Annotated in this window: 11 protein-coding genes and 1 pseudogene; 4 read left to right on the top strand and 8 right to left on the bottom strand. The window is 35.8% G+C overall.

What is annotated here, in order from left to right; translation table 11 throughout:
- Positions 1 to 37: 37 nt before the first annotated feature.
- From gyrB to Q5760_RS03645, 3 genes are all read right to left on the bottom strand, one after another.
- Positions 38 to 1,972 carry a DNA topoisomerase (ATP-hydrolyzing) subunit B gene (gene gyrB / locus Q5760_RS03655; RefSeq protein ID WP_428912487.1) on the bottom strand — a complete coding sequence of 645 codons (1,935 nt, stop codon included), beginning with the start codon at positions 1,970 to 1,972 and terminating at the stop codon, positions 38 to 40.
- Positions 1,973 to 2,393: 421 nt separating this feature from the next.
- On the bottom strand, positions 2,394 to 3,074 hold the full coding sequence (locus Q5760_RS03650; RefSeq protein WP_428910891.1) for an oxidoreductase: 681 nt from the start codon (positions 3,072 to 3,074) through the stop codon (positions 2,394 to 2,396).
- Between the two features lie 31 nt (positions 3,075 to 3,105).
- Positions 3,106 to 3,294 carry a hypothetical protein gene (locus Q5760_RS03645; protein ID WP_428910890.1) on the bottom strand — a complete coding sequence of 63 codons (189 nt, stop codon included), beginning with the start codon at positions 3,292 to 3,294 and terminating at the stop codon, positions 3,106 to 3,108.
- Between the two features lie 254 nt (positions 3,295 to 3,548).
- Between Q5760_RS03645 and Q5760_RS03640 the strand changes: the two genes are divergently transcribed.
- On the top strand, positions 3,549 to 4,790 hold the full coding sequence (locus Q5760_RS03640) for a CynX/NimT family MFS transporter (protein WP_428910889.1): 1,242 nt from the start codon (positions 3,549 to 3,551) through the stop codon (positions 4,788 to 4,790).
- 130 nt (positions 4,791 to 4,920) lie between these two features.
- On the opposite strand, the pseudogene Q5760_RS03635 reads toward Q5760_RS03640, so the two are convergent.
- A pseudogene (locus Q5760_RS03635) lies at positions 4,921 to 5,682 on the bottom strand (IclR family transcriptional regulator).
- A 37-nt stretch (positions 5,683 to 5,719) separates the two neighbouring features.
- The gene (locus Q5760_RS03630; RefSeq protein ID WP_428910888.1) at positions 5,720 to 6,478 is read right to left on the bottom strand and encodes an IclR family transcriptional regulator; all 759 of its coding nucleotides are present in this window, start codon (positions 6,476 to 6,478) and stop codon (positions 5,720 to 5,722) included.
- Between the two features lie 383 nt (positions 6,479 to 6,861).
- On the opposite strand from Q5760_RS03630, the gene Q5760_RS03625 reads away from it, so the two are divergent.
- The 3 genes from Q5760_RS03625 (at position 6,862) to Q5760_RS03615 (ending at position 9,888) form a co-directional block, all read left to right on the top strand.
- The gene (locus Q5760_RS03625; RefSeq protein ID WP_428910887.1) at positions 6,862 to 7,914 is read left to right on the top strand and encodes a TRAP transporter substrate-binding protein; all 1,053 of its coding nucleotides are present in this window, start codon (positions 6,862 to 6,864) and stop codon (positions 7,912 to 7,914) included.
- Positions 7,915 to 8,017: 103 nt separating this feature from the next.
- The gene (locus tag Q5760_RS03620; protein WP_428910886.1) at positions 8,018 to 9,370 is read left to right on the top strand and encodes an aromatic ring-hydroxylating oxygenase subunit alpha; all 1,353 of its coding nucleotides are present in this window, start codon (positions 8,018 to 8,020) and stop codon (positions 9,368 to 9,370) included.
- Positions 9,367 to 9,888, top strand: coding sequence for an aromatic-ring-hydroxylating dioxygenase subunit beta (locus tag Q5760_RS03615; protein WP_428910885.1), 522 nt, complete (start codon positions 9,367 to 9,369; stop codon positions 9,886 to 9,888). The genes Q5760_RS03620 and Q5760_RS03615 overlap by 4 nt, the downstream gene beginning before the upstream one ends.
- Before the next feature lie 97 nt (positions 9,889 to 9,985).
- Here Q5760_RS03615 and Q5760_RS03610 read toward each other — a convergent pair whose 3' ends face one another.
- From Q5760_RS03610 to Q5760_RS03600, 3 genes are all read right to left on the bottom strand, one after another.
- A complete protein-coding gene (locus Q5760_RS03610; RefSeq protein ID WP_428910884.1) occupies positions 9,986 to 10,357 on the bottom strand; it encodes a DMT family transporter in 372 nt (123 codons plus the stop codon).
- A gap of 331 nt (positions 10,358 to 10,688) precedes the next feature.
- Positions 10,689 to 11,387, bottom strand: coding sequence for a 4'-phosphopantetheinyl transferase family protein (locus tag Q5760_RS03605; RefSeq protein WP_428912486.1), 699 nt, complete (start codon positions 11,385 to 11,387; stop codon positions 10,689 to 10,691).
- A 37-nt stretch (positions 11,388 to 11,424) separates the two neighbouring features.
- Positions 11,425 to 22,140 (bottom strand): amino acid adenylation domain-containing protein, encoded by a 10,716-nt coding sequence (locus tag Q5760_RS03600; protein ID WP_428910883.1) that lies wholly within the window; start codon positions 22,138 to 22,140, stop codon positions 11,425 to 11,427.
- Positions 22,141 to 22,177: the final 37 nt, after the last annotated feature.

The raw sequence follows: 22,177 nt of genomic DNA, 5'->3' as shown, positions 1-22,177 counted from the left end.
GACAGAGGGACAGGTCCTTGTCCCTCCCTCTGTTGCTCTATACATCTAGATTTTGAACATATAAAGCATTTTCCTCAATAAACTGACGACGTGGTGCTACTTTTTCCCCCATTAACATGACGACTGTTTCTTCAGCGACTCTTGCATCATCAATGGTAACCTGTAGGAGCGTTCTTGTTTCTGGGTTCATCGTTGTCTCCCATAATTGCTTAGGATTCATTTCACCAAGACCTTTATAACGCTGAATATTTGGTTTTGGAGAAGCTGGTAATGAAGCCTTGATTCTCTCTAATTGGGTATCATTATAAGCGTATTGGATATTTTTCCCTTGCTGCACCTTATATAATGGTGGTTGAGCACAATAAATATATCCCTTTTCAATGGCTTCAGGCATAAATCGATAAAAGAAAGTCAGCATAAGTGTCCGAATATGAGCTCCGTCTACATCCGCATCGGTCATAATGACAATTTTATGGTATCTTGCCTTCTCAATATTAAACTCTTCTCCAATTCCAGTCCCAAATGCCTTGATGATCGTTCCAATTTCTGCATTATGAAGCGCTCGGTCGACCTGGACCTTTTCAACGTTAAGAATTTTCCCTCTTAGTGGCAAAATCGCCTGAAAATGTCGGTCACGCCCTTGTTTTGCAGATCCTCCCGCAGAGTTCCCCTCTACGATAAAGAGCTCAGAGATTTCCGGGTCTTTTGAAGTACAATCCGCTAACTTTCCTGGTAAAGTAGAAATTTCTAATGCATTTTTTCTTCTTGTCAGTTCACGTGCTTTTTTTGCTGCTAAACGTGCTCTTGTTGCGGTTAAGCTTTTATTAACAATTTCCTTTGCAATACTAGGATTTTCCAAAAGATAGGTTTCAAGTTTTTCAGATAGGATGGAATCGGTAATAGATCTAACTTCAGAGTTTCCTAGTTTCGTTTTCGTCTGTCCCTCAAATTGAGGATTCTGATGCTTAATCGATATAATCGCTGTTAATCCTTCTCGAACATCATCACCTGAGAAATGAGGGTCATTTTCTTTTAATAATCCGCTCTTCTTCCCATATTCATTCATCAACTTGGTTAGTGCAGATTTAAATCCCGACTCATGGGTTCCCCCTTCATGAGTGTGGATATTATTAACGAATGAGTATAGTTGACCATCATATCCCTTATTATATTGCATGGCTACCTCAACAATAACCCCATTGCGACTGCCTTCTACATAGATAGGCGGTTCATGAAGAGGCTCTTTCGTTCGGTTTAAATATTCAACATAAGACTGTATGCCACCTTCATAGTGGAATTCTTGCTTTCTACCTTCATCGCGCTTGTCTTCAATCGACATACGAATTCCTTTGTTTAAAAAAGCGAGCTCTTGAAGCCGCTCTGCTAATATATTGTAGTCATATTCAATCGTATCGGTAAAAATTTCCGGATCTGGTACAAAATGAATGATGGTTCCAGTACGATCGGTTTTATTATCAATAACTTGTAAATCCGTTACTGGGACCCCTCTTGAAAATTTTTGATAGTGGATATTTCCTTCTCGATGGACATATACTTCTAAAGTGGTTGAAAGGGCATTAACGACTGAGGCACCTACACCGTGCAAACCACCTGACACTTTATAACCGCCGCCACCAAATTTTCCTCCTGCATGAAGAACCGTTAAAATAACTTCAACTGCAGGTCTTCCTTCCTTTTCATGCATTCCAACTGGAATTCCACGACCATTATCCGTAACTGTAATACTATGATCCTCTTCAATCACAACATTAATTTCATCACAATACCCAGCCAGTGCCTCATCAACACTGTTGTCAACAATTTCCCATACTAAATGGTGAAGTCCTCTAGAGGACGTTGAGCCAATATACATACCAGGGCGCTTACGAACCGCTTCTAACCCTTCTAATACTTGTATTTGGCTGGCATCATAGGTGTCTTCCCGCCGCAAATCGTGTTCTTCTAACGCCATTCGATCACCTTCATTTTTCAAATGTGTATGAACTTCCTTACTATTTCTCTTAAAAAGGCATACAAAGATAACAGTTTAATTATATAACAAATACCGCTATTTGTCAACCTAGTTGACATTACTAGAAGAAACAGAGGGACGGTTCTCCTGTTCCACTACGAGTGCGCCAGCAATAAAAAAGAAACCAGCTTGACTAACGTACAGTCAATGCGGTTTATTGTTCAGAAAATTCTATTTAGTCTTGATCCAAAATTCTCTTTTCTAATTCCTCAATTCTTTTTTCTAACTTTTTATTTTTATCCATTTCTTTCTTGCATCACAAATATGAATGCACTTGAAGCCAAAAAAAAGCAATCCATCCCATTTTCTGTCTCCTCCTTAAACCTAATTCCTTTCCTTACTCAGGCGAGTTTTCATTTTTCTATTTATCTATTTTCCTATTCTTTGCAATGTCCTCTATAGAGGATGCAGAGTAAGTAGTGATACCTTGATTGTCTAACTGAGCAATGTGATACATGGCTTGTGCAACGGTTTTGGCCTCAATGCCAAAGTGACTTTTCCAAGAGTCTTTAAGGAAAAACGATAGACCTCGAAAAATTTTGCTTGCCGTATACTCTCCTAATCGAAATTCTGATCGATTTCCAAGTAAAAGAGACGGGCGAATAATAGAAATTCTCTTAAATGGGATGTCTTTTACCTTTTCCTCGAGGATTCCTTTCATCTTAGAATACGGTATTCTAGAATTTGAATGGGCATTCATCGAACTTATGAGTAAAAAATGGGTGGCACCGTTTTGTTGAGCCATTTTAGCGATCTTCAAGGGATAATCAACATCTACTTTATACATGGCCTCCCTCGTCTTTGCCTTTTTAATGGTAGTGCCTAAACAGCAGAAAACATCATCGACTTTAAATGGTTCTTGATCTTCTCCTAATTTGTCAAAATCAGTGATAACTTCCACTAATTTTGGATGTTTTTTGCCAAGTGGTCTTCTCACCAGTGCTTGAACTCTCTCATATTCAGCTTGCTCTAAGAGGATATGAAGTAGTTCATTTCCAACTAGACCACTGGCACCGGCGATTAGTGCTGTTTTTCCTTTCATATGTTAACCACCTCCAACATGTAGACTTTGTTTAATAAATCTCTCGTATAAAAGAAAAATGCTCAGAAAGTTCCCTTTCATTGATCGAGATCCGAACGGTTAAATCTTCTGTCCGCAATACAAATTCTTTCACTCCAATATATTCTGACTCCGCTATTAAGTAAAACTGTGTTCCCCTTTTATAGTCACGAAACTTCTTTTTTAGCTTATAAACTTTCATAATGCTTACCTCATGTATGTAATTGGATTATTTCATCATTACAATCATACCTCATAACTCCGTCAAAATTGAAACATCGCAACCTCACTTTTATTGTTTTTTACGATTAGGTTCCTTTGTTAACTGGATGAGACAAGGTACCTTCAATTGGATGAGTACAAAATCATTCACGAGAAATATAATACTTTAATAGACAATCATTGATTTGCAAAAAAATTCTAATTATTATCCAACGATAAAGGAGAAGCAACCAAATGAATGTACCAAATCACCTTGATTCATTTCAAAAAACGGACCCCCATTCAAAAGGACGACATCAATCATCCTCAATTTTTCTATTGATCGGAATTATTTCTATTGCGATTAACTTAAGAGCGCCTTTAACTTCTGTAGGTCCCTTAATAGATGTGATACGTGATCATCTGCATCTATCAAATACGTTAGCAGGGATGATAACCACGCTCCCATTACTCTCATTCGGTATTTTTTCATTGTTTGTTCCAAAATTAAGTCAACGATTTGGAATGGAACAGATTCTTTTTTATGCGATTATATTGTTAACCATAGGTGTGATTCTTCGTTCTACATCTGGTATCTCAAGTTTATATATCGGCACAACAATCCTTGGATTGGCAATTGCCGTTTGTAATGTGTTGCTGCCTAGTATGATTAAAGGGGAATATCCTCAACAGATCGGACTTATGACAGGCATCTATTCAGTTACTATGAATCTAATGGGTGCAATAGCATCAGGGGTTAGTATCCCTATTGCGATGGGCTTAGGGTTAGGCTGGCAAGGTGCTTTAGGAATATGGGCGATACTGAGCTTTGTGGCCATTTTGGTTTGGCTACCTCAATTTAAAAAAAGTTCTACTAAAACACTTAGACTCCACCAAAAACCAGCAGGTAGAAGAATGAAATTATGGCGATCTTCACTGGCTTGGCAGGTCACCTTTTTTATGGGGCTTCAATCCATGATCTTTTATGTACTTATCGCTTGGCTTCCTGAAATCCTAAAACAACAAGGTATGGGTTCAGATCAGGCAGGGTGGTACTTATCCATCATGCAACTGGCTGTACTCCCTGTTACATTTATTGCGCCGATCCTAGCAGGACGTATGTCCGATCAACGTCTATTGGTCACCTTGATGTCCGGAAGTTTACTAATAGGGCTCCTTGGATTACTTTTAGGAAGCCTAAATTTTATCGTATTGTGGGTCGTTCTTCTCGGAATTGGAAGCGGACTTTCTTTTAGTCTAGCCATGACCTTTTTCAGCTTACGTACAGAAAATGCCTCTCAAGCTGCAGAATTATCTGGAATGGCACAATCTGTCGGATATTTTCTTGCTGCAGTGGGACCGACACTATTCGGATTTTTATATGATCTAACTGGTAGGTCAATTCCGCTTTTACTATTGTTAGGTGTAACAATTGTACTCTTTATTGTTGGTTTTGGGGCTGGTAGAAACCAAGTGATTAGCTCTAGTAAAAAATAAATGAGCATAATAAAAAACAGCTCAATGGGAAAATAGATCTTACCCATCGAGCTGTTTTTTCATTAGATTATTTTATATACTGGGATGGTTTTACGTTCAAAAATATAGGGAAAAATGGGAACCGTTCCTGCTATTTCAATAAATCACTTAACGATCTCGTTGCCATTATTACATATCTGCTTAGTTCTTTTTCTCTTTGCGGGCTGACTCTTGAGGTTGGACCAACGATACTGATTGAATATTTAACTTTTCCAGTCTGTGTAAAGACTGGAGCTGCAATAGACGACGTACCTTCCAGAAATTCATCCTTACCATAAGCGTAACCTCTTTTCTATATAGTTGATAGGTTTTCCATAAATGAAATGGGTTCGGTGATCGTATAGTTTGTATATGTGTCCAAGCCCGCTTCGATTACTCTATTAATCTCAGGTTGACTTCCATAAGCTAAAATAACTCTACCTGTGGTAGTTGCATGAATCGGATTTTGTTTTCCCTCGTACGAATACATATACGTATAGTTTGGGCTTTCTATTTTTTGTAAGTAAACCACATGGTCATGATTAATTGTTGCTAGATGTGCCGCTTCTCCTGTGTTTAGAACTAATTTTTCTAACACAGGAAGAGAATATTGACAAATATCATAATAAGAATGGATCATTTTTTCGAATGCGAGAATAGAAGCAGCTAAACGAAATTTCTTTGTTTTTGAATCCCTAGCTAGAAACCCTTCTTCCATTAATGCTCGCGTTAAGCGATGAATCGTACTATACCCAACCCCCATTTTATCTGCTAACTCACTTAATGTATATTCCGGTTCTTCCATATTAAATAAGTATAAGAGTCGGAGAGCGTTTCCTAATGAAGACTTTTTCTCTTTCACCTTCGTTTCCATACCTACATCCTTTCAATATTTTGTTCTATTCTACAAATTACCTAGCTGTACTGAAATTGATATATCCTAGTAAAGAAGATATCTCCTCTGCAGTTTTTACTACTAAATCTACCATTTCCGTAATAGATTTATCCATCATTCTCTGCTTTGGGCCAATTAAAGTAATGGCTGAGACAACTGATTCTGAATAATCTCTAATAGGTGCTGCAATGCTAATAACATCATCATGCATCTCATCAATACAGATACTATAACCCCTTTCCTTTATTTCAAGTAATTGACTTTTGAGTATTCCAGGTTCTGTTAGACTATTAGGTCCCATTTTAGGCATTCCATATTTTAAAATATCATCTACCATTTTCTCCGGAATATGGGCAAGCAAGATTTTTCCTGAACTCGAACAAAAAGCTGGATTTCCCTTACCGATATCGCCACGTATTTGAAAATATTCTTTACAAACCTGTTTCAAAATATAAATAACTCTAGCACCTTCTAATACAGAGACAACCGCACTTTCTCCTGACTTCTCCACTAGCTTTTGAAACGGTTCTAATGCTACCCGCTGTATTTCCATATGATATTTGATCAATCCTGAAAGATTTAATAACGAAAATCCTAAACGGTATTTGACTCCTATTTTCTCTAGATAACCTTCTTGACAGAGCGTCTCTAATAATCGACTAACTGAACTTTTGGGGAGATCCAAGTTCTTAGCAATTTCGGTTGTACCCATGACCGTCTTTTTTGTTGTTTTAAATAGATTTAATATTTTTAGTCCATTTTGTACAGATTGCAATATGGGTTGCGCTTCTTTAGAGGACATTTCAACCACTCCATTATTTTTAAAAATTTTAATAAAAGTTCCACATACAAGAAAAATGTCATTTTATTCAGAATATTCTTATTATAACATAGCAGATGAAAACGAATACAATTATACAAGTATAGATACTAAACGGTATGGTATGTTCTGCTCTTCTATTCTTTCCTAATTAATTTGGCAGATGAGTCTTTATGTTCATATTCCCACTATTAAAAATATATGTATTCCATATTTTACATATATTTACTAGTTTCTCTAGGAGGTGATCAAAGCGTAAAGTTAATCACTTTATGTATATATTTTATGAGATTTAGATCATTAAATAAAGTAAATATATGAAAACAGGGGGCTATTCTATGAAAAAAAGTACTAGTAAAATTCTTTTGTCGTTATTATCCATTTTTACACTTCTTGTGTTTACAGCGTGTTCAAGCTCAGAATCCAACGGAGCTGAAGGCTCAGACTCTCTTCAATTTAAAATGGGGCATATGAATTCTCCAGATCATGTTCAAGATAAGGATTCCATGAAACCATTTAGTGAAGAAGTAGCCAAAATTACAGAAGGTCGTGTTAATTTTGATATTTATCCAGGAGGAGCATTAGGGGGTCCTAAAGAAACGTATGACAACATTGCAACGGGAATTATGGATGCTGGTTGGGGGTTACAGGGATATAATGCTGGTAAATTTCCTGTACACTCTGTTCTAAACTTACCATTCTTAACGGACGGTAACGGTGCAGAATTAAGTGTTGTCGCTCAAAAGTTATATGATGAATTCCCAGAAATTCAAGAAGAATATTCAGATGTTAAATTACTATGGGCTCACTCTGCAGATCCATTTATGATTGTGACTAAAGATAAACCAGTTAGATCATTTGAAGATGTTAAGGGCTTAAAGCTAAGAACTCCTTCTGTTGAAGGTGGAGAAATGATTAAATCTTGGGGGGCTACACCCGTTTCTCTTCCAGCCCCAGAAATCTATGACGCTATGCAAAAAGGTGTTATAGATGGAGGTGTTCTACCAATTGCTGCCATTAAAGACTTTAATCTATTCGATGTAGTAGATTACGTAACATTGGGTAATTTCAATACCACGCTGTATTATGTAGCAATGAATAAAGATAGTTGGAATAAAATTTCACCGGAAGATCAAAAATTGATTGAAGAACTAATTGGCGTTCCAGCTGCAGAACAAGCTGGTGTAGCATTCGATAAACAAAAAGAAGAGGCTGAAAAGGAAGCGAAAGCAAATGGTACAGAATTTATCAGCTTAACTGATAAAGATATCCAAAAGTTTAAAGATGCTTCCGAAGTAGTAACAGAGCAATGGATTAAGAATATCGAAGAAAAAGGGATTGATGGTCAAAAGATTTATGACCGCACAGTTGAATTAATAAAAGAAAAATAGTCACTAGCATTCTATGCTTTTCCTACGTGACGGTTGCTCATAAATCGTCACGTAGAAACATTATTTTACACCTATTCAATTTTATTTGGAAAGGACTGACAACATGATTCAAAAAAAATTAGATGATAAAGCGTTTCAACTTTTAAAAGAAAAAATAGATCAAGGTTTATATCCACAATGGGTGTTAACAGATCCTGATATTTTTGATATCGAACAAGAGAAAATCTTTGGGCATGCATGGCAATTTCTTGCTCATGAATCCGAGTTAAACGAATCTGGAAGCTATGTGACAAGATGGATGGTTAACGATCCTGTTATGGTTTTAAAAAATCGTGACGGAGAAATTAAGGCTTTCCTAAACTCTTGCACCCATCGTGGTACAATGCTTTGTACAGCAGATCGTGGCAACAAGAAATCATTTACTTGTCCCTATCACGGTTGGAGCTTTAACCTTGATGGTGAACTTATTGGAATTGTAGCCGGCAACAAAGTGTACGGTGAGGAAATGGATAAGAGTCAGTGGGGGCTTAGAGAAATTCCTCGGATTGAGTCCTATCAAGGAATGATTTTCGGAAATCTAGACAAAAATGCCGAGTCATTAGAAGACTATCTTGGTGAAATGAAATGGTATTTAGATCTAATGTTGGGACGAAGTGACGAAGGTATGGAAGTTAGAGGACTCCCGCAACGTTGGGTTGCTAAAGCTAACTGGAAGGCTACTGCGGAAAACTTTGCAGCCGATCCCTATCATGTGCAAACCACCCACCGTTCAACAGTTGAAATGGGAATCTCTCCAGAAGATCCATTATATGCTGGATATGGTCATCAAGTCGTGTTAGAGAACGGGCACGGTATTAATGTGATTACTTCAAAAACAGGGAAAGCCCGTGTGCCATTTCAAGGTACACCTGAATCTATGTGGCCGATGTTCAAAAAGAATTTAACACCTGAACAATTCGATGTTCAATCAAGAGTAACGGTTTTTGTCGGAGGGATTTATCCAAATTTATCCTTCGTCAGCCCGCTTCATGGAACGGAAGGACATTTGCACAATTACTTAAACTTCCGTATGTGGCGTCCGATCGGACCTGATCAAGTTGAGGTTTGGTGCTGGTTTATGATTGATAAGTCTGCACCTGAGGAATATAAAGAAGCTGCCTACCGTGGCTATCTAGGTTCATTTGGACCGAGCGGCACGTTAGAAATGGATGATACCGAAAACTGGGCTCGGATTGTTGAAGCAAGTAAAGGGCTTATGGCACGTGACAAAGAATTAAGTTATAACAGCATTAGTAATTATTTAATGGGATTCAATCGGATTGAGCCCGACCCAAACTTTCCTGGCCCAGGTAAAGCTTATCCTACTACTTACATTGATGCGATAGCAAGAAGCATGCATGAACAATGGTATAAATACATGTCAGATGATCTAAAGATAAAGGAGGGATCCGTATGACATCGGTAACTCAACCTAGCAACGTTGAACTTTATCTTGAGATAACCAATCTATTAAATCAAGAAGCTTACTATTTAGATAACGGGATGTATAAAGAATGGCTTGAGCTGCTGACAGACGATCTTAATTATCTTATGCCTCTTAGGGAAACGGTTGAAGGTGTCGGTGTCAACAACATTGCGAAGGATACCCAGTTTTTCAACGAAACAAAAACCGCCTTAGTAACTAGAGTAAATCGTCTCTACACAAAATCAGCTTGGGTAGAAAATCCGGCAACAAGACAACGGCATTTTATTTCAAATATAATGATCGAAGGGACAGACCATCCTAATGAATATAAAGTAACAAGTTATTTTCACTTTATGCGTAATCGCGGTTCCCATCATGAAATTGAACAACTCTTTGGTCAACGTCATGATCTTATCCGCAAAACAGATTCGGGATGGAAAATTGCCAAAAGGACAATCATTCCAGATCAAGCTGTATTAACCACTATGAATCTAAGTATGTTTTTATAATAAACAAATAAAAAGAAGTTAATCAGTTTATATGACTTAACTTCTTTTTGCTTTTTTACTGAAATCAGCTAACACCACTATTCAATCCCCTCTGTATTTAACTCTCATTTATCGAAACTGTATCATTTCCTTCCTGAACGGATTCTCCATGTCCTGGTCCAAAAAAATTCAGGAGAACAACACCGACAACAATTAAAATAATCCCTACCGTACTGGCCACATTAACTTTTTCTTTCCAGATTAATACAGAAATGATTGTCGTACAGATAATGCCCAATCCGGACCATATAGCATAGGCTGTATTTAACGGGATAGTTTTTAAGGATAAAGATAAAAAGAAAAAACAACTTATAAAGGCAACAATGACGCCAATTGTAGGGTAGAGTTTGGTAAAACCCTCTGAGGCCTTTAATAAAGAAGTCCCGATTAGCTCCAGTATAATAGCGATTACTAAATATAAATAAGACAATATCACGAGCCCTCCTTGAAGTACCAGTACCAGCATGTAAACTTTATTAAGGCGAGCATTTCTACTCTATCGCAAAAATGCATCTCCTCCATCTTTATTGAAATAATAGGCCTACTATGTTTTAGAAATGTTTTTGTTAATAAACAATATCATAACACCCAAAAAAGTCAGCTACCATATCCCTTTACATACAAGAACCAGTCTAAATTTTCATTTAAATACTGTAACACGCAGAATAGTCCACTTTATTAATAATAGGCAAAAGTGTCTGATTCCACTAATTTTGTAATCCGTGGTTACCAGACACTTTTTATTATTTTTCGATTTCTCCCTACACTAGAGTTTTAGTACCCCTTAAAAACTGATAGATATGCTTAGTACTCAACATTTTTACATTTCTAATAAGCTGATCAGATTTACTACAGACGGATAATTTATAATCCTCTGCAATATCTATCTGCTTAAAATAATAGTCTTCCATAATACCGATTCCTATAATTTTCCCATTTATTTTCCTAATTGAAAATGAATCGATCGGATGAAACAGTCCTTGCCCCAAAGCTTTCACATAACTCTCTTTTAACGTCCACAGATCATAGAAGTAATCTAGTTTTTCCTCAGACACAGTAATACGATTCAAATCCCTTTTTTCTATCTCAGAAAAACTGTTCATAATGCTGTTTATATTAATTGGCTTTACCTTTTCGATATCAATCCCAATCTCTTGGTAATCAGTAGCACACACCACCCACTCATCCGTATGTGAGACATTAAAATGAAATTGACGATGGGAGGTTATAAAGGGTTTTCCGTAATGATTACGCTCAATCGAAATTTCCCCGTTTGGAATTTCCAATTTATCTTTGATGCAATATCTGATCATGAGTCGTCCGATCAAATATCTGACCGCGTCTTGATAGTGGTGATACTTATAAACCTTTTGTTTTTCCTTTTCGGAAATCAATTCCAACATATGATTGAATTGTTCCTGATGTACATTTTGAATTTGGTTAATCCCATAAATTTCCATCAACTCATTCCCACCATTTCACGTTAGCTCCATTTTATTATGAATGTCTGACTAAATGATTGTTTATGCGACGATCATTCTTACTATTATCATCCTTTACGAGTTCTTCTAAAAAAGAATGATAAGTTTCAAATAATCTATAGATTTCTTGATCGGAGAATAGTGTTTCTCGATAATTGATTGATAAATTACATGAATGATCATCAACATTAACAAAAAATGACAGGGAATATTTAGCATGATCAACAGGCAGGTCAATTATCTCTACTTCGAAATTAGTTGCTTGATATTCTTTATCAAAATTCTGTAATTGAAAAAGGGTTTGGAAGATCGGCTGGTCACTATGATCGTTACTACTGACAACATCCTGTATCATATTGGAAAAAGGATAGTCCTTATTTTGCTGTATGTTTAAGTAACTGTCCTTTACTCTTGATAAAAACTGGTCAAAGCTCTCAGTTGTTTCGATTTTCATCCGAATAGGTAGTGTATTGACAAAACTCCCAATACTCTCTTCAATTCCAAAATGATGCCTGCCAGAATCCGCAAAGCCAACAATTAAATCTTCTTGTTTTGTAATGCGGTTTAGAAGTATAAAATAGGCAGCCAATAAAACGACAAAAAGTGTCGTATGTTTTGATTTTGCTAGTTCCTTCAAATCATGGATTAAAGAAATATCCATTTCAAATTCCATTGTTCTTCCTCTTGAATTCATTGATTGGCCATTACCAATATTCAATTCGTGTAATGGAGGTTTTAAATAATCTAGCCAAAATTTTCTCTGTTTTTGATATCCTTTACTGTTTTTAAAATCCTTTTGGCTTTTAAGATAATCGTAATTACTTACACTGATTTCTGGCAGTTTCTTCCCTTCATAATAAAACCATATATCTCTAAATAATTTATTCATCGATACACCATCGCCAATCATATGATGCATGTTGATAAATAACACAAAGTCTTGACTATTTTTAATTTCAATGAAGTGGATCGTATATAATAATTCTCCTAATAACTCAAAAGGTATAGTCAACTCCTGCAATTTTGCCATCAGTTCCTCTTCTTTTACTGTCCAAAAATGTAAAGGTAACTCTGATTGCTTGTTGTATTCCTGATATAGATTTGATCCTTCAGCTATAAAAACGGTCTTTAAAATAGAATGTCGTTCCATTACTTTTTTACAAGCATCGATCATTTCTTTTCTACATAAGGTTCCTTTAATTCTAAGTGCCATTGGTGTGTTATACACAATCGAGTCACGATCAAATAATGAAGCTACAAACATGCTTTTTTGTTGTTCAGTCGCTTCAATCTTTGTGAATGTTTGCGAATTTTCCTGATTTTTATTTATTTCCTCAGACTCTACTTGATTTTGCTGATAAAATCGGATTCTATTTTCCATCTTTTCAATGGTTGGATATTTGTAAATATCTAATAATTGTAGATCTCTTACTACTTTTCTTTTTAGAATTTGAAGAACGTTCATGGCTTTAATGGAATCTATACCTAGAGAAAAGAAATTTTGATTGATACCAAGTGATTGAACCCCTAGTTCTTTTTTCCAAATATCTGTCAGTTGTTTCTGAATTTCTGATTCTGGTACTCGAATCTCGTCTTCATTCACGGCATTTTGCAACGGATGGGGTAATTTTTTTCGATCGATCTTGCCGTTATCCGTTAATGGAAACTCCTCTAATTCTGTTATAAAACTAGGAATCATATAACTCGGTAGTTTATCACTTAAGTGAGCAAATAAAAGCTCAAGATCATAATGGTTTTCCGGAATAACATAAGCACAGAGCAAGGTGTTCTCCTGTTGATCGTTAAAAACCATAACAATCGATTCTTTAACCAATTGACTATTCAATATCATATGATTGATTTCTGCTAACTCTACCCGATTCCCTCTTATTTTAACTTGGTCATCATTTCTACCTGTAAATTCAATATTTCCATCGTCCGTCCATTTGCCACGATCGCCCGTCAAATACATTCTTTGACTAGAATCAAAGAGATGTGGTAGAAAGACCTCATTTGTTAAAGATTCCTGATTAAGGTACCCCCTCGCCAATGATTCACCAGCAATATAGAGATCTCCTTCAACCCCAATTGGCTGCAATTGTTTCGATTCATTTAAAATAAATACATCACAATGATCGATAGGCTTTCCGATCGGGATATTCATACAAGGCTGATCAACCAAATAACTTGTTGCAACGACCGCATTTTCGGAAGGACCATAATTGTTAATTAACTGGTATCTTTGTGGTTTAAATCTTGATAGCTTCCCTCCACCTGTTAATAAGTATTTTAACGATGTATTATTCTCATTCATAAAAGACTCACAGACAGGGGTTGGAAGAAAAGCAATATCGATATCCTGTTCTTCAAAATATTGATTTAATTTTTGCAAATCTAACTTAATGTCTTCAGGAATGAGATGTATCTCGGCCCCACTTAACAAATAAGGGAATAGCTCCCAGACAGATGCATCAAAACCAACATTCGCATATTTGATTGTCTTTGTTTGTTCTGTAATTTGGAACTCTTGTATATGCCAGCTACATAAATTCAAAAGCGAATGATGCTCAATCATGACGCCTTTTGGCAAGCCTGTCGATCCGGATGTATAAATCACGTAGGCTAGCTGATTCTCTTGAATCTCGATAAAGTTACTAAGTATAGGATCTATTGTTGAATCCACTACCATCAAATCCTCAAAGCTTTTACATGTTACATGATCTTCTAGTATCTCTAAATTATATAAATCTGAAATTACAAGCCTTGCGGAGCTATTTTCAATCATATACTCTATACGATCCTTTGGTGTATCTGGATCAATTGGGAGATAGGCCTGTCCATTTAATAAGATCGCTAAATAGGTCGCAACTGATTCTATCCTTGCTTTACTAATTACCGCTACAATCTCATCCTTTTTCAAGCTCTGCTGTCTTAGGTTACATGAAATAACCTTCGTTACCTCGTATAACTCTTGATAAGTGAAGATTGTTGATCCCTCTACTAACGCAACTTCATTGCCAAACTGACTTACAATCGTTTCGAATTGTTCCCGAAATGACTTTTTACCAAACAGATTTTCTCTTTTCTTTCCTTTACTAAAATTAAATAACTGTGCTTTTTCCACATCGCTAATCATGTTCATCTGTCCAATTTTTTGATTAGGCTCTTCTGCAATTGTTTTAATTAATTGTAAAAAGTGATTTCCAAATCGATGGATGGTTGATTCTTTATAAAGATTAGTACGATAGTTAATAAATAGAGTAATATCTTCACTAGACTCCTCAATATCAAAACTTAAGTCAAATTTTGCTGTCGTCGTTGGAATCTCTAGCTTTTTCCACTCTGTATTCTCCAAAGAAACGATATCTTTTTGTTCTTTGAAATAAGAAAAGCTAACATCAAATAACGGATTATGACTTACATCTCGATGCTCAAGATTCTCTTTTACCATCGTTTCATAAAGTTGATCATTACTCTCCAATGTGTATAGCATCCTATTCTGTATTTGTTGAACTAACCATTCAAATTCTGCATCTGAAGTAATGGATATCTTTAATGGAACAGTATTCACAAACATTCCTAAGCTTTTGTAGGAATCTTCATTCTTTCTTCCCGCAGTAAAGACACCAACCATAAATTCATTTTGCTGCGTATATTTATAAAGTTGGGTAGAAAGGATACTTAAGAAAATATTATATAAAGTCAAATGTTTCTTTTTTGCTAGCCTTCTGATTTTCTGAGCCGTTTCCTTTGGCAGTTTAAAAGAAAGAGCTGCCCCTTCAAAATCTTGAATAGGGGTCCTTAAATAATCAGTAAATAGATTGAGTACAGGATATGTGTCTTTCTCCCCTTCTTGGACTTCACAGATTTCTTCTTTTCTAGAATGAGTATCCTTATTTTCCGAAAAGGAATGAAATTGAACAGCTTGATACTCAGGATCTTCACCTTTATAGTATGAAAATAATTCTTTCATAAATATATGGGTAGAATATCCATCAATAATGCTGTGATGGGCATCAAAAATAACAAGAAACTCTCCCGTTATTGTAGATTTGACCATTTCAAACCTAAATAATGATCCTCCATCGATTTGGAAAGGTCTTTGCAATGTTTTGATAAGCTGTCCAATCGATCCATGATCCCACGGCAGTTCTTGATACATGATTGGAATCGACTGTTGATCTAACACCTTGAGTACTAATGTCTCTTCGTTAAAATAAAACCTTGTTCTCAAAAGCTCATGTCTTTGTACTAATCGATCCATTGCCTTTTGCATTCTCTGAATATCTAAATCTCCTGTTACTCTATAAGCCCATGTTACATTGTAAACAACCGATTCTGGGTACATTAAAGAAAGCATATATAAATTTCTTTGCTTGGAATTAACAGGGTAGAAGATCTCTTTATTCACTTTTTTATGTGTGACTTTTTCAGGTTTTGGCTGATCATCATTATTTCCAAACAATAATTGAATCGTCGGTCTGCTAAATAATTCTCCGATGCTCCATTTCCTTTTAAATGCATGATTCATAGCAGAGATGATTTTCATCCCTGTTAAGGAATCTCCACCTAAATGAAAGAAATCATCTGTGATTCCAACCCGCTTGACTCCCAATACTTGTTGCCATATTTCACAAGCCTCTTGTTCTATATTCGTTCTTGGTGCTACGAAGTTATCTTGAAATTCTTTATTAACATTCACAAACTCTTTATCTAGCTCTTGGTAATCCACTTTACCATTGGCTGTTAACGGAATCCTGCTGACAGGAATCCAATGAGTTGGAATCATATAATGCGGCAATTGTTCTTCTGCAAAAGTTTTGATTTGATTACTTGTAAGGTCATGACCAACGAAATAACAAACAATTTGTTTATGCTCATTCTCCTTCTTAACCACAATTACTAGATGTTCCATATTTGGGTGTTTACCTAGAATATTCTCAATTTCCTTTGGCTCTATTCGGTAACCTCTTATTTTGACTTGATCATCTTTTCTGCCGAAAAACTCAACTTCACCTTTTTCATTCCACCTGCCTAAATCGCCGGTACGATACATCTTATCTGTTAATTCAAACGGATTGTTTACGAATTTTTCCTTCGTCAACTCTTCATCATTTATATACCCTAGTCCCGTTCCATTTCCAGCTATATAAATTTCTCCTATTGCTCCAACAGGTAAGACATTCATTCCCTCATCTAAAATATAGATGGCTGTTTCTGAGATGGGCTTACCAATCGGTATGTTCCCACTTTGTTCAGTTTGAATGGGATATGCGGCAGCAAAGGTCGTACATTCAGTTGGTCCATAGCCATTCACCATTTGCAAATCTGGACAGGCCTTTTTTACTTTATTAATAAAGTGGACGGATAATACGTCCCCACCTACAAGCAAGGTACTTAATGGTGTAAATACAGATTCATTTTGCTGAGCTAACTCATTAAATAAAGGAGATGTTAGCCACATAGCAGTAATGTGATGTTCCTTAATCAGCCGCTCCAATTTTACTACATCCAAAATCTCTTCTTTCTCGGTTAAACGCAGTGAACCACCATTTAATAGAGTTCCCCAAATTTCTAATGTAGACGCATCAAATGCGATACTACTCGTTTGTAAAAAGGTCTGATGTTCATCTAGGCTCATAAAGGTTTGCTCTTTAACAAGACGAAGAATATTTTGATGCTTAATGCTAACCCCTTTTGGTTTGCCAGTCGTTCCAGATGTAAAGAGAATATAAGCGATTTCTTCACCTGGATGTTCCAATTCTTTCGGTAATTCAACTGGCTCATACTCCATAATCGAAAGGACCATTTGTTCCTGGTAATCCAGTAATGTAATATCCTGAAAGAGCTCTTGTTTGGACTCTATTAATTCATCCGTAATAATCACTTGAATATTGCTTTTTTCAATCATATACCGGACCCGCTTGTCAGGATACTCCATCTCAATGGGTACATATCTTCCCCCAGCTTTAAGAATGGCCAGCATACAAATGATCTGCTTCATTTTATTCTTCATGTAAATTCCAGTACTAGTTCTCAGTTGAACCTTATTACGGTGTAGTTGTCCCGCTAAATGATCACTTAACCGATCTAACTGTCTATAAGTAATGTTTTGATCACGATAACTTAATGCCGTCTTATCAGGGAATTTACTTACCATGTTTTTGAAGGTAAGTATGAGACTTTCATTTTCCCTGTTTTTTAGTTGAATAGGATTATACTCCTCTAAAATCATTTTTTCTTCTTCTGGAGTGATGATTTTGAGTTTCCTAATTGGCAGATTCCAGTTTTTTAGAACTTCTTTTATTAAAGTCACATACCCTTTAAGGATGGATTGAATGGTTGTCTCTTTATATTTGTTCACATTGTATTCCATTCTAACCTGGATTCCATCTTGTTCAACTGTACAGTATATTGTAAGATCGAACTTCGCATCCGCTTCATCTAAATAAACGGGAATTCTTTGTAGCTTTCCAGAATTAAAACTATGATTAGTCCGATCCTCAAACACAAATAACATCGAACATACTGAATGTTTTCCTTCATTATTTCTAGATCTCAGAAGCTGATTCAAGTGTTCAAACTGATAGTCTTCATGTTTCAATACATCGATCATCATACTTCTGAACTCATTTAAATAGCTTACATAATTCTTTTCCTGACTTGGATTCGAACGAATAAGTAAGGTGTTTACAAACATTCCCATTGTTCTTAGAAGGTTAGGATGATTTCGGTTAGATGACACGGTCCCAATTGTAATATCTTCTTGATGTAAATATTTCGCAGTCCAAATATGAAATACACTAAATAAAAACATGTTGAGACTTACTTCATTGCTTTTCCCAAATTGAACGATTTGATCATATAACGGTTGGTCAATTCGAATAGAGCAATATTTCCCTTTACTGACTGCTGGAGAATCATTACCATCATAATCCGTAGGGATCCCCGTATATTGATAATCCTCTAGTGTAGTCAGCCAAAATTGTTCATTCTTAGTATGTTCTGATGTCTGAACACCTTTTAGCTGCTCATTTGTATAATCAACATATTGATAATCAATGGGTCCTAATTCTTTACGATTTAATAAGGCATCTAATTCTTCCATGAATAGTTGGATTGACTCGCCATCCATAATAATATGATGAAAATCAAGGAGTAAAAAGTTACTCACTGGATGGACCATCAATTTTATTCTGAATAAACAATCATTTGTTAAATCATAGGGTTGTTTTAATAGATTCAATTCTCCTAATACATCTTGTTCTTCTATAGAATCTGCTTGTTTTACGATCCATTTAAAATCGATTTGCTCATGAATCTTTTGAATAATATTTCCACTTTCCATATAGAAGTTCGTACGCAGGCTTTCGTGTCTTGAAATAATAGTAAATAGAGCCGTTTCAATTTCCTGCAATGGGATACTAGAATCCACTTTAATGATTTCTTGGATATGGTATGCCTCAGTTTGATTTTCTTGTAAATATTGAACGAAAATTCGCTGTTGTTGTGATGATGCAGGAAATTGTAACTGCGGTGACACTTTCTCCAATTTATCCACTTTCATTATATTTTCATTTTCAATATACTGAGCTAATTCACGGATGGTTGGATATTCTAATATTGCCCTAGGCGAGAATGAAACATTTAGCTCCTTTTGGATCATACTTGTTAATTTAATAATATCTAATGAACTTCCACCCATTTTGAAGAAGTGTTGATCCACCCCAATTTCATGAAGGTTGAGAACCTCTTTATAGAGTTCAACTAATTCTTGTTGCAAGGCTGTTTCAGGTTTTGTCAAAGAATGTAAATTCCCCTCAGATATCAAAACATCCATAATACCTGGCAATTCTTTATAATTAATTTTCCCATTTGATGTAATCGGGAATGCTTTCAACTCTAAAATGACTTGAGGAATCATATATTCTGCAAGGTTTTTCCGCAAGTATTGATTTAATTGATCGTGTTGAAAGGTTTCCTTTTTATTTGGAATAACATACGCACATAAAATATCATTTCCGGCTGCATTCTTTTTCACTTGAACAACAGCATCTTGTACGGTTGGATGCTTCAATATTCGATTCGTAACCTCTCCTAATTCAATTCGGTAGCCATTTAACTTAATCTGGTTATCCGACCGACCAATAAACAATAAATTTCCATCATCTAAACTCTTTACTAAATCACCTGATTTATAAAGGATACTGCCATCCACTAAAAAAGATTTCTTAAAATGCTTGCTTGTTTCTCTTCTATTATTGATATAGCCTAAACCAACACCAGGTCCACCAATATAAAGCTCTCCGATTATATTAGGCGGGAGAGGATGTCCATCAGGATCCAATACATATACCTTTGTATTTGGCAAAGGCATACCAATTGGAACACTATCATGAATAAGCGGGCTGTTGCGATTGATCTGATAAACCGTTGTATCAACCGTGCATTCGCTAGGACCATAAACATTGGTTAACGTAAAATTCGGATAAGCAGAGCGTGCCATGATTTCTTTTGCAAGGGCTGCTGTCAGAATTTCGCCGCCGATAATCATTTCTTTGACTGGAATCCAGTCTTGATCACCCATTTGTTGCAAAATCAAACTGACCAAGGTTGGTGTTCCATCAGTAAGATCAACCTGATACTCAGTGAAAATTTCAAGTAACCTAGTAGGGTTAACCCGATCCTCATTTGTCGGAATAATGAGCTGATGTCCATTTAATAAAGCCATATATATTTGTTTAACGGAAGCATCAAACATAAAAGAGGCTACCACACAAATATTCAGTCGTTCGTCTTCATAGCGCTTCAAGATCGTTTCCTGTAAACCATTCATTAAATGTAAGACATTACGATGACTAATCATAACCCCTTTAGGAGCTCCCGTACTTCCCGACGTATAAATGATATAAGCTAAATCCTCTGGATTTATATCTGGCGCTTTATAAAGTTTCGCCTGTTTTTCACATTCTTCTTTACTCATGCGAATTGGTAAGCATTGATAGTTATTGCCATCATTAAGTTTTTCTATTAAACTTTCATCATCCAGTAACAGGAACGAAACCTGACTGTCCTTTAAATATTGTTTTGCCCGCTCTAATGAAAAATCTGAATCAATTAGAAGATAAGCAGCACCTGCTTTTAATACGCCTAGCATAGCGGCAAGGATGGTATTATTCCGGGAACTAATAATTCCTACTATTTCATTACCCTGTATATCATTCATCAGTAATTGATTTGCAAGGGCTGAGCCCCATTGATCAAGCTCACCGTAACTAAGCTTTTGATTGCCATCATTTAATGCGATAGCGTCATGATAGATATTAGCTGTTTTCACAAATCGATCGACAATTGTTTCATGATTTTCTTCAGTTTCTAAATCAGTTTTTAAAAGTTGACGTTCAGAGTAATCCAATAGAGAAATATCTCGAATCCGAACTTTCTGGTTAGATGCTAGCTGATTAACAATATGCTGAAAACAATCTAGTAAAGTCGTAATCTCATTAATTGTATACGTGTTCGAATTGTAAGATACATCTATATCCAAAGTGGTATTTTTCATTGGTGTTAGGGAGATACTCAAATGATAATTGGAATGTCCCTTGTATTGAATATCGATTATTTCTAAGCCTGATATTATCTCACCATTGGATAGCAATTCATCAGATAAAGGATAATTTTCAAATGCTACAATTTGATGTATTCTATTTTGCTTTGAGCCTTGGTAGTCTTGGAGTACTCCCATTGGTGATTCCAGCATATAGGTCATTAATTGACTGATATGCTGGAACAACTCCCCTACTCTTTGATTTTTATCTACTTGAACACATAATGGAAGCGTTAATATAAACATTCCCACCGCATCATCAATATGTTCGACCTCTGGGGACCGACCTGAAAATACTGAGCCAAATATGACTTGATTGGACTGATTCACTTTTGATAAAACGATAGCCCAAACAGTATTTACAAAAGTACTAATACTGACTCCAAATGTCTTTGCCAATTCTTTTACCTTTTCGTAAAAATTGTCTGATGTCTGAATTCTGTGTTTACCTTCATGGAACTGATTTTCATTAAGATCATTTCTTCTTGTACCCATAACAGGTTCTTGCAAAAACTGTCCAAAATATGCTTTCCAATCAAATCCTGCCTGATGCCTTTGTGCCTTTTTTAGCCAATGATTATAGTCACTTACATTAAATTCTTCTGTTTCTTGAATGAATTCATCTCTTTGCAACTTTCCATAAAAGGACCATAAATCCTTCACAATAATGGCTAAACTCCAACCATCTAGAATAATATGATGGAACGTGATGATCAATTCGAATTGCTCATGCTTCGTTTTTACCACTCTAAAATGGATAAGTGCATGATGAGAATCAATGTCAATCCATTTTTTATCTTGTATCATGAATTGATTGACCTGCTGTTCATGATCAAGGGAGTCACTCGTCACTTCTGAATACTCAAACTCAACCGTTTTTTTCGCAAAAATCACTTGAACAGGATTTTCTAAATTCTTATATAGAATTTTGCTCCGAAGTGAATCATATTTATCTATTAGCGTTTGACAACTCTTTTTCATCGTCGGAATATCCAACTCTCCACGAATCGTATAACGTAATTGCTGGATATATGCAGAATTATTCTCATTCAAAATAGACTCAATTAAGATACCTTTTTGACCAAAGTTTAATAGCCTTATATCTTTTACATTCTTCTTATTCATTAAAATCTTACCCCTTTTGCTAAAATCAAAAGTTTCA

Source organism: Niallia sp. Kr1 (assembly GCF_050389805.1).
Lineage (GTDB): Bacteria > Bacillota > Bacilli > Bacillales > Cytobacillaceae > Bacillus_BD.
Note: the sequence above shows the minus strand (reverse complement) of the source record. Positions and strands in the feature narration are given on the sequence as shown.

What these genes read in the sequence shown, in the direction of transcription:
- gyrB (WP_428912487.1), bottom strand. Translation starts at nt 1,972, where the DNA reads ATGGCGTTAGAAGAACACGATTTGCGGCGGGAAGACACCTATGATGCC.
- Q5760_RS03650 (WP_428910891.1), bottom strand. Translation starts at nt 3,074, where the DNA reads ATGAAAGGAAAAACAGCACTAATCGCCGGTGCCAGTGGTCTAGTTGGA.
- Q5760_RS03645 (WP_428910890.1), bottom strand. Translation starts at nt 3,294, where the DNA reads ATGAAAGTTTATAAGCTAAAAAAGAAGTTTCGTGACTATAAAAGGGGA.
- Q5760_RS03640 (WP_428910889.1), top strand. Translation starts at nt 3,549, where the DNA reads ATGAATGTACCAAATCACCTTGATTCATTTCAAAAAACGGACCCCCAT.
- Q5760_RS03625 (WP_428910887.1), top strand. Translation starts at nt 6,862, where the DNA reads ATGAAAAAAAGTACTAGTAAAATTCTTTTGTCGTTATTATCCATTTTT.
- Q5760_RS03620 (WP_428910886.1), top strand. Translation starts at nt 8,018, where the DNA reads ATGATTCAAAAAAAATTAGATGATAAAGCGTTTCAACTTTTAAAAGAA.
- Q5760_RS03615 (WP_428910885.1), top strand. Translation starts at nt 9,367, where the DNA reads ATGACATCGGTAACTCAACCTAGCAACGTTGAACTTTATCTTGAGATA.
- Q5760_RS03605 (WP_428912486.1), bottom strand. Translation starts at nt 11,387, where the DNA reads ATGGAAATTTATGGGATTAACCAAATTCAAAATGTACATCAGGAACAA.
- Q5760_RS03600 (WP_428910883.1), bottom strand. Translation starts at nt 22,140, where the DNA reads ATGAATAAGAAGAATGTAAAAGATATAAGGCTATTAAACTTTGGTCAA.